The 8,194-nt window shown below is 44.8% G+C and carries 3 protein-coding genes and 1 pseudogene; all 4 read right to left on the reverse strand.

Annotation, left to right across the window (positions count from 1 at the left end):
• Nucleotides 1-53 precede the first annotated feature (53 nt).
• The 4 genes and pseudogenes from HWQ40_RS04920 to HWQ40_RS04935 all read right to left on the reverse strand — a co-directional run bounded on the left by HWQ40_RS04920 (nt 54) and on the right by HWQ40_RS04935 (nt 7,956).
• Nucleotides 54-3,005 carry an NHLP bacteriocin export ABC transporter permease/ATPase subunit gene (locus HWQ40_RS04920; RefSeq protein ID WP_292775391.1) on the reverse strand — a complete coding sequence of 984 codons (2,952 nt, stop codon included), beginning with the start codon at nt 3,003-3,005 and terminating at the stop codon, nt 54-56.
• A gap of 141 nt (nt 3,006-3,146) precedes the next feature.
• Nucleotides 3,147-5,411: pseudogene (locus HWQ40_RS04925) on the reverse strand (NHLP family bacteriocin export ABC transporter peptidase/permease/ATPase subunit); the annotation flags it as partial.
• A 176-nt stretch (nt 5,412-5,587) separates the two neighbouring features.
• A complete protein-coding gene (locus tag HWQ40_RS04930; RefSeq protein WP_292775313.1) occupies nt 5,588-7,027 on the reverse strand; it encodes an NHLP bacteriocin system secretion protein in 1,440 nt (479 codons plus the stop codon).
• 668 nt (nt 7,028-7,695) lie between these two features.
• The gene (locus HWQ40_RS04935) at nt 7,696-7,956 is read right to left on the reverse strand and encodes a hypothetical protein (protein WP_292775314.1); all 261 of its coding nucleotides are present in this window, start codon (nt 7,954-7,956) and stop codon (nt 7,696-7,698) included.
• Nucleotides 7,957-8,194: the final 238 nt, after the last annotated feature.

Genomic DNA, 8,194 nt, shown 5'->3' on the forward strand with positions numbered 1-8,194 from the left:
GCAGATGCTTCTAATCTTAATAGTTTCAGCATTTTTTACCAGAGTAGGAGAAGTTAAAGCAACTGTTGCATCATCAGTTGTGCAAATAGCCCTGATTGATTTCCTAGTTCAACAAAACTACCCTGCTGCACTACTTTGCCATTTGCAAGTACGTAAATTCGGTCAGCGTTTTGAATAGTACTGAGGCGATGGGCGATCACAACCCTAGTTACTTTTAGCTGTTGTAAACTTTCACTGACAATTGCCTGGGTTCTGTTATCTAAAGCACTAGTGGCCTCATCGAATAGCAAAATCCGGGGTTTCAACACCAACGCCCTAGCAATCAACAGCCGTTGTCGTTGTCCACCAGAAAGATTACTACCTCCCTCACTGACGATTGTATGCATCTGCATCGGCATCGCCGCAATGTCATCCGCTAAACCTGCCATTTGAGCTGCTGACCAAGCTTCGTCTATCGTCACCAAGGCACCACTGGCAATATTCTCGAAAATAGAGGCTGACATCAACCGACTATTTTGCAGTACCACACCCAATTGACGGCGTACAGCATGGACATCCAAAGAAGCTAAATCTTGTCCGTCGTAGTAAATCGTGCCAGATTTCGGGAATTCAAACCCCAATAGTAACCTCAATAAAGTTGATTTACCGCTGCCAGAAGGCCCAACAATGGCAATAAATTCTCCTGGTTCAGCACGAATGTTGACATCATCCAACGTCAAGGGGCCATCGTCGCGATAGCGGAAAGTTACCCGATCTACAACTAATTTGCCCGATAGCCTACCCGGATCTGCCTGAGCGGAATTAATTTCTGGTTCAGCTTGCAAAATTGGTTGGGCCCGTTGCCACAAGGGTAAGACTTGCAAAACTTCCACAACTGTGCTGCTTAAGCTAGTGGCTCCGTTAATAAACGTGCCAAAAGCAACGTTGAATGCTAAGAATGTGCCAGTGGATAAACCACCACCTCCAGGAGTTTGGGATTGCCCAATTAAGCTAGTAGCAAACCAGAAGAGGGCAGCAGTGGTTAACACAGGTAATACTTGATTGATTACGGCGAGGCTATCTTCAATGCCTTGGGTACTTAACATTAATTTCAGTTGATGCGTATACTGTTTACCCCAGTAGGCAAAGGCGCGGGTTTCAGCTTTGGCGATTCGGAGTTTGGCAACTCCATTAATTAATTGCACCATCACGCCAAAGATTTGTCCTTGTAGCTCTAGTAATGGGCGAACTTTACGGACAATAAGAGTACCAGAGATGATAGTGACGGCAATATTTACCAGTGCCACTGCACAAGCTATGAGAGCTAAGGTAACATTGTAGTAAAATAACAATCCCAGATTTAGTAGTGAGAACAAACTGGAGAAGATTGTTTTTAAGACTGTGTTACCCAGTCGCTGGCGAATTTGAGTAATAGCGGTGACTCTAGAATCCAAGTCACCAACTGAGAAAGAGCGAAAAAAGGAAACCTTCAAGTTTAACAATCGATCCCACACTGCGGCTTGGGTGGAGGAATCGGCAAAAGTTTCCAGCCTAATCGTGGCAAACCCAAGGGCTAGTTGAAACAGCGTTCCGCCAAAGGCAGCAGCCACCAAAGCAACAGCAATTTGGCTCAACAAGCCTCGATTAGCATCTGGGATAGCTTTGTCGATTAGGATAGCTGTAGCTTGAGGTGTCAGCATTCCTAAAAGGCTGATGGTCATTCCCATTACTAAAACTATAATTAGTTCCTTGTAATGTCCTTGGAGGGCAAACTGAAGTAAATCAAAAGTTTTCAGCTTTTTATCAGGTAAAGGTCGATAGAATGCGTAGGCAGTCTTAGCTAGGGCTGCTGCTATGTGGGCATCGACAGAGATAGGCGTTCGTTCCCCAGGAACGTAGAGTTCGTAATGTGTATCAGACACTGGTAATAGTGCCACTGGTAGTTTATCAGCAAGCGTAAATGCCAACATCGCCCCGCAATCCTTTTGCCACCAATTGTCCCGCAACTGAATCCGTCGCACGCGGATACGCGAAGCACGAGCGATCGCTTCTACAGGATCTTGGACTCGATTAGAATCTTCTGAGGCAGCTGGCGGACAAATCTTAATTCCCAATGCTCGTCCCACAGCACCAGCAGCAATTAGTAAGGCTTGCTCTGGGTCAGTTGCATCAAGACTACTACTGAATCCTAAACTATTATTTAGTCTGTCTGACATTGGCTGTGGCAATACAGATGCTAATTCTGCTAACGTCTCTTGCATCACTTGGCTCTCAAGACGTTCTCTGGCTTGAAATCTCAGTAATTCTGCATCCATTTCCTGGCGTTGCAGCAGATTAATGCAGTGGAGGAAGTAGGTTTGTAGTTGGGACAAACCACCTAATAAGGAATTGATATCTGCAATTTCTGGGGTGTTAACACTTTTCAACTCCACAGTGTTATCTGCTTGTAACCAGATATTTTCAGCCAAAGGCAACATTCCAGAGGCAGAAGTTAACGGCAGTTCTGCAAACCCCATCCATCTAGCACGCCCTTGGAGAATTTGCACCCACGATATTTGATGCGGCTGGAAGATTTGGTCTTTGACCAAGGAGAACTGGCGGGTTTTTGGCAGCGATGTTGGTGTCGTTGGCGTAGTAATGCCAGCAAGTACCGAACCTAATTGATAAATCCACCGTTCTATCAGAGTTACTACTTCTTTATTAGCGTCAGCAAACAACTGGTTAAAGTCTGCTCTGGATACTTTGAGAATTTCTGTCTCCTCAAGTGATACTGCTAAAATCTCTTGCTGCTTGCCCTCTAAACTTGGTGCAATCGCAAACATCGCCTGTCCAGCTGTGCTACTAAATAAATAGCGACGAGTGCCTTCTGGAATGCCATCATTAACTGCGATCGCAAATAGCGCCAAGTAACCAGATTTCACTAGCCAAATTGTCTCCGGGTCATCTAGCAGTAGCGATTCATTGCATTGAAAACGATAGTGTTGTCCTTTGAGATTTGCGAAGGACAAGAGGGATGAGGGGGACAAGGAAGTAATTTCTTCCCCTGCTCCCCTGCTCCTCTGCTCTCCTGCTCCTGTGCTCCCCTGCTCCTGTGCTCCCTTGCTCCTGTGCTCCCCTGCTCCTGTGCTCCCTTGCTCCTGTGCTCCCCTACTCCCCTCCTCCTCTGCTCCCTCACTGCGAATTAATTGTAAATACGACCCTTCAACTTGCTGCAATTGTTCATGGCTTCCCCGTTGGACTATCTTGCCGCGATCGAGGACAATAATTTCATCACAATCTCGGATAGTCGAGAGTCGATGCGCCACGATAATGCAAGTGCAACCGCGCAACCGCAGATTACGACTGACGTTTTTTTCTGTTTCGGCATCCAAGGCGCTGGTGGCTTCATCCATGATTAGGATACTGGGATTATTCACCAAAGCACGGGCAATTTCTAACCGCTGTCGCTGACCACCACTCAAATTAGTAGCACCTTCCAAAAGGTCAGCATGATAGCCTCCAGGTAGTGAAAGGATTACATCGTGAAGCGCTGCGTCTTGACAAGCTCGGACAAGATGACTGTCAGGTATGGTAGTATCCCAAAGCGTCAAGTTGTCTCTGACACTGCCAGCAAATAACAAAATCTCTTGCTCTACGACAGAAATAGAATTGGCTAGTACCTGGCGAGAAATTTGCTCTCTGGGTTTGCCGTCGAATCGAATTTCTCCCTGCCACGGTTCGTAAAGTCCACATAAAAGTTTGGCAACAGTAGACTTACCAGAACCACTCCCACCCACTAAGGCAACTCGCTGCCCCGGCTTGAGCGAGAGATTAAAACTTTCAATCAGCGGCGGGGCAATTTGGCTATAACCAAATGTCACATTGCGTAATTCAACATACCCCTGTAATTTAGGCAAGGGGGCAGAGGGGCAGAGGGGCAGAGGGGAAAGATTGCAATTGTCCTCTTTCTCCCCTGCTCCTCTGCTCCCCTGCCCCCCTGCTCCCCTGCCTCTTCCCTGCTCCAACTGCCGGTCAATGGGGTTACGTAAGACATCATCGAGGCGAGTCAGATTACCTTCCATCTCTTGGAGTTCGCTTCCCAGGCTGATGAGATTACTTACTGGGGCGAAAAACCTTTGCATCATGCCGAGAAAGGCTATTAACATGCCGATGCTCAACGCTCCATCCATGACTCGCAAACCGCCTACAGCTAAAAGCAGCATGGAAGCGATCGCTGACAGAAAAGATGGTAAAACACTTATTGTCTGGTTTGTTTCTTCTAATTCCTGCTGGGTGTTGATGGCTTTGGCATAGTGACCCGCCCAGCGAGAGAAAAAATCTGATTCTAATCCAGATGCTTTCAGTGTCTCCATACTCTGAAGACCAGAAATTTCTACGCCACGAACTTTTCCCTCTTCTTGGATGAGTTTGATATTGGCATCTACGCGCCGCCCTCTCACCCACTGTAAGCCGGCAAGGTTGATAATGACAAAGGCGATCGCAATTAAAGTTAGTACAACATCATATTGCAACATCACTATTACATATAGAAATACTGATACTGCTGCAATTACTGTAGTTGCTAATTCACCCGAAAGCATGTCGGCGATGCTGTCGTTAAGTTCCATGCGGCTACTGATTTCCCCAGCATACCGCTGATCGTAAAAACTGACGGGTAGGCGTAAAATGTGCCAGAGATACCGACTCTTCATCCCTACGGACAATTTAATTTTCATTTGACGCAAAAACTGCAACTGTAGGAGCGTCAAAAATCCACTGAGTCCGGCTGTGAAGATCATGCCTAAAATTAGGGGACGCAACCACTCATACCGATGCTCAATCAATACGTTGTCTACAAATACCTGGGAAAATGCAGGTAGCGCTAGTCCAGGAATTACTAACAAAAATCCTGCCAGCACGCAGTAAAGTAATGCGCCAATGGAGCCTCGCAACCGTGACCACAAAGCTAAGATTGTGCTAGGCTTGCGTCCTCCTCGTTGAAACTCTGAACCAGGCTCTAAAACTAGCACTACACCCGTGTAAGCGCCGCTGAATTCTTCCAAGGAGACGATGCGCCGTCCAGTAGCAGGGTCATTGAGATAAACTCGCTGTTTGCCGATTCCTTCTACTACTAAAAAATGGTTAAAGTTCCAAAATACAATGTAGGGAAATTTTAACTGCAACAAGCCAGCTAAGTTGGTTTTAAAGCTTTTAGCGCTGAGTCGATAATTTCTGGCAGCCTTCAAGATATTTAAGGCACTAACTCCATCCCGGGAGACACCGCACGCTTGCCTCAGTTCTGTCAACGGGACAATGCAATTGTAATAACCGAGAATAATTCCCAAAGCAGCAGCGCCGCATTCTACTACCTCCATTTGCAACAGAGTAGGAGTATGACACCGCTTGTTTTTACGCAAGCGCCCTAATATATTTTGCAGATTTCGCCAGAACATAAAAATATTTTTTAAAACTTTGACTTTGGCTTAATTTATTGATATGAAAATTACTGAATTTTGTACAGACGCGATTAATCGCGTCTGTACAAGAGGCAGGAGGCAGAAGTATAGATTCTTCATTTTTAATTTTTAATTTTTAATTTTTAATTAATTTGTCTCCCTCATCTCCAATATCACGAAATACCACTCCAGGATCTCAGAATCGGCAGGACAAAAGTAATCGGGGCGCGTTCTTCCACAGTCACTTGTACTGAGGTGGTAGTTCCAGAAGTGACTTTCATCTGTGGTCCTTGGGAAGAAGACCATTTGTAGTCGCTGAAGGTTGAATTGTCTGGTTGCAGTCGCGCAGTAATTAGCATTTGTGGTCCTTGTGACATTAAAGCTTCCACAAATTCGGAATTGCCTACTACACTTAATGCACCTTCTTTAGTCACAGGAAAGGCTGAGACTTCTGTGACAGCACCGATGATGCCACCAAAGCGTTCGCGTTGCACTGTACTAGGTGTGACTTGTAACTTCATCCCTGGTTGGATTTGCTTGCCATCGCCAACGGGAAAAAATGCCACACTTACAGGTTGAGCTGATCGCTTTTGTGCAGCGATCGCTCCTATGGGTGTACCCTGTAAAACAACCTGTCCCGGACTTGCGGAGATTTCTAAAATTCGTCCAGAGTAACTGCTCTTGACTAAGCTGTTGCTTGATAGTTGCAGTGCTAATTGCACAATATTCCGCTGGACTTCCTGAATTTCTTTTTTGCGGGTGGTTACAGTTTCTAAGTCTTGTTGCGCCGCAGTCGCTTCTTTGCTATCTAGTTGCTTTAATTGCGCTTGCAAATCTTTAATTGAGTTCAAATTCTCTAGGTATTGTCGTTGGGCATCTGCTTCCTTGACATCCAGTTGCTTGAGTTGCGATTCGGCTTCATTAATTTGGGTGACGGCATTTAAGTAGTCTTGCTGTGACTGTAGGACTGTATCGCCAGAAATTGCTCCCTCCTGCAATAGCTGCTGGCGGTTATTCAATCTCTGTTTGAAGGTAGGTAAGAGATCCCGCAGTGCTTGTAAGCTTTGGGTTTGGTTGGCGCGATCGCGTTGAATCGAATTTAGCCCTTTCTCCCTTAAAATCGGGGTGAGTTTCTGTACCGCCTGAAGGTTTTGCTGCAAAGATTGGCGTTGCTGTTTAATGGCTTCTTTGTCTGCGTTTTGCCGCTGTACTTGCACTAAGCTAGCAGCACGATCTTCTGTTTGTAGTTGTCCTAATTTAGAGCGTACTAGTTGTAGCTGTTTCATCAGTTCGCTTTGGTCTAGAGTCGCCAGCACATCTCCTCTATTTACAAAGTCGCCAACCCGGACGTTGATTGTTCGCAATTTACCTGCGATCGGCGACTGGAATGAGGTAATTGTACTGGGATAGACTATGATTCCAGTACCCGTCACCGTAATTGGGATTCGACCTAAAAAACTCCAAGTCAGCCCCGTTGCCACCAACGAACCAACAGCAACTAGAGGTAGCCACTTTTTCGGGCTGACTACCTGCATAATTTGATCTAGTTCTTCAGGCGAAGAAGCGCGCTCTAAAGCTTCTTTGCGGAATAGGTCGCTTTTTTGATTAATCACTATAAACCATCCCAATTTGCATTGCATTCAGAAGGAATTGGGTATTAGGCTGACAATTGAATAAAAAATTACCTTCTGTCTTTAGCGGAAGGCGGATATGTTTTGTTTGCTTTGGCATACTAATATTCAGATGCAAAAATCAACCTACCATCTGATGAAAGGTCGAAAGCTGAGAAAATCAAATTTTTTATTTTTAAATTTTGCGTAGATGAAGAATAACTTTCGTTAAAGTAACGATTTTGCAATCTTTATATGAAAACATTGACGGGTGGGTAAGAAGTAAGGGATAATAATGATTGGTCGCTTACCCTTTGACCTTTCGTTTTTATCCGGCTTACACCCGCCAATGTTCGTGTAACGTTGTAAAGGGTTGTGATGCCAATAATAGTCAGACCACTATGTTATAAGATGTCTGTAGCTTATTCGTAAGGGTCGTTTGTAGTCCTTTGTCAGTTGTTCGTAGCAATTGGCAAAGGATTACTGTTTAATAACTCTCTTAACGAAATAATGCATAACTTACATGCTTACTAGGGTAGTGCTGTTTTGATTTGTAGTGATGATACAAATCATGATGGAGAAATTTTTGGCAATACAAACCGTCAAAGTGACTTTTGGTTGAGGTGGTAACTCAACATAAGCCTGCTATGGAGATAACCTAGTACCTATTACTACCAGAAGATCACACGGTCTTTGCTATTATCAATCGCTTGATTTGATTTTTGAATAACCTTGGCATCTCCTCCACCAATCGCTACTGCGACACCAATTTGATTGGATACTTGTACGTTCTTACCTTTGGCTTTAACGTCAACTTTCGTCTTGGCATCGATATCTACACCTCCGCGTCCTCCGACAATTCCACTGATTTCTTCATCAGCTAACTCGGTCATGACTGCGAGTGTTTCTTGTTCAAATGTTACAACTGACATAAAAATTCCTTCCTTGTACAAAATGGTTTTGGAATAGTGAAATGGTAACTCAACATGAGCGTACTATGGAGATAACCTAGTACCTATTAGTACTAGAAGTATACACGGTCTCTGCTATTATCAATCTCTTGATTTGAACTTTGATAAACCTTAGCATCTCCTCTACCAATTGCTGCTGCGGTACCAATTTGATTGGATACTTGTACGTTCTTACCTTTGGCTTTAACGTCAACTTTCG

It is taken from the genome of Nostoc sp. NMS9, assembly GCF_017114995.1.
Taxonomy (GTDB): Bacteria; Cyanobacteriota; Cyanobacteriia; order Cyanobacteriales; family Nostocaceae; genus Nostoc.